Origin of the sequence: Brucella grignonensis (assembly GCF_002252505.1) — a bacterium.
GTDB classification, from domain to species: Bacteria; Pseudomonadota; Alphaproteobacteria; order Rhizobiales; family Rhizobiaceae; genus Brucella; species Brucella grignonensis.
Genome location: NZ_NNRL01000015.1, coordinates 1 through 1566, shown reverse-complemented (window position 1 = coordinate 1566; position 1566 = coordinate 1). Strand labels below are relative to the sequence as shown.

Here is a 1566-nt window from a genome sequence, read left to right as displayed (position 1 = left end):
CTGGAACGCGGAACTGGTGAGCGGTAACCTCGGCGAGGCGGTCCGGAAGCTCAAGCAGCAGCCGGGCAAGGCGCTGTTCACGGGCGGCGTAAAGCTGCCGATGGCGCTGGCGGAACTGAGCCTGATCGACGAGTACGAATTCGTGGTACAGCCCAGGCTTGCCGGTCATGGGCCCACCTTGTTCGCCGGGCTCTCCAAATATATCGAGTTGAAGCTCGTCGACCGGCAAGAGCTGAGCTCAGGCGCTGTAGCGCTGCGCTACGAGCCGAGAAGGTAACGCGTGAGCCCGCCACCTACAGTGCTGGCCTGATCCCAGTTGTCCTAATAGATAGCGTGCCGCGCTTTGCGCTGCGTCCCGAACTGGTAGGCGCGACGTTGGGCCTTGCTCGGCGTTCCTTTGAACTGCCCGAGGCTAGATGGTTGGTTCAGGGAAATGATTGCCAGATGCAAGCTGGCAACGAATGACTCCTGGCGTCCGGCGGCAGTTGAGCGAACGCCGACGCGCAACAAGGATTACCGTCACGTCCGGCTCGTTGGTTTCTTCGAACATCAACAGCTTCTCCGCGGGCGTCGCTCACGGAGGCCCAGTTTTCTACCTTCGGAATGCTACCGGTCATAGGCACGACATTCCTATCCCTTATCAATATAGAGATCGTGCCCGGGTCATTCGGGGGCTATTTCAGTCAGTCCTTGCTGGAAATCGCGCACTCAAGCTCGCGCGCTGACGTATGCAGTCCTGCCGGCACGACGCCGAATCCATCCGCCCGAAGGTTCCAATCTGAGATCCGATGCCGTCGAGCGAAACGCAGCTTCGCAGCCTGTATAGCGCGGTTGTGCGTGCGAGCATGGCGGATCGCCACCTTCCCATAGATTACCGGGAATGGCACCCCAAGAATATCTTTGTAAAAATCTACGCGACAGCTCACCATCAGCATCGGCCTCCTTCAGGATATATGGTTTTATCCGCGGAAAAAGCAACGAGAACTGCCAGCTTATACCTTCACCCTGTGGGGCTCGGTCGCGGGAAACCCTTCTTCGCCTGGCCCTCGGCCACTCCGCCTTGTCGCTAGCGAGCGAATCGGCGGGGGAAGTCATCAGGTTGATCAATGTTCCTGCCTGATTACAGACCACGCCGATCTGGCCCGCTTTGAGGTTGAAAGCTGCCGTGCTTGTGGCGCGGAAATCCTGATCTTTAAAGACGATTAACGCCGCCGGTGTTAGGCCGACCATGACGGCCTCGTGGCGGACGGCTGTTCCCCATCAGCACCCATGGCACAGATTTGAGGTTGTGATTTAAGGAGGGTTTTGGTCTCGTCGTCATGACGAAGGAACCAAGATGAGCCCGAAATCCTCAAGCGCCAAGAAGCCTGCCGAGCAGGTGGTAAAGGACATTCGCCGTGCGACTCGGCGGCATTTTTCGGCTGAAGACAAGATTCGGATCGTGCTGGACGGGTTGCGGGGAGAAGACAGCATCGCCGAGCTGTGCCGCAAGGAAGGCATTGCCCAGAGCCTCTATTACACGTGGTCGAAGGAGTTCATGGAAGCGGGCAAGCGGCGCTTGGCGGG

At 58.7% G+C, this 1566-nt stretch carries 4 protein-coding genes; 2 read left to right on the top strand and 2 right to left on the bottom strand.

The annotated features are described in order from the left end of the window. Positions 1-277, top strand: a 277-nt coding sequence (locus tag CEV33_RS00215; RefSeq protein ID WP_208620108.1) for a dihydrofolate reductase family protein, incomplete at its 5' end; no start/stop codon positions are given. A 135-nt stretch (positions 278-412) separates the two neighbouring features. On the opposite strand, the gene CEV33_RS23860 is transcribed toward CEV33_RS00215, so the two are convergent. Both CEV33_RS23860 and CEV33_RS24650 read right to left on the bottom strand, forming a co-directional pair. Then, positions 413-550, bottom strand: a complete 138-nt coding sequence (locus CEV33_RS23860; RefSeq protein WP_167388070.1) for a hypothetical protein — start codon at positions 548-550, stop codon at positions 413-415. 158 nt (positions 551-708) lie between these two features. Then, on the bottom strand, positions 709-1230 hold the full coding sequence (locus CEV33_RS24650; RefSeq protein ID WP_167388069.1) for a hypothetical protein: 522 nt from the start codon (positions 1228-1230) through the stop codon (positions 709-711). Between the two features lie 106 nt (positions 1231-1336). Between CEV33_RS24650 and CEV33_RS00200 the strand changes: the two genes are divergently transcribed. Then, on the top strand, positions 1337-1566 hold a 230-nt coding region (locus tag CEV33_RS00200), incomplete at its 3' end, for a transposase (protein WP_141211509.1).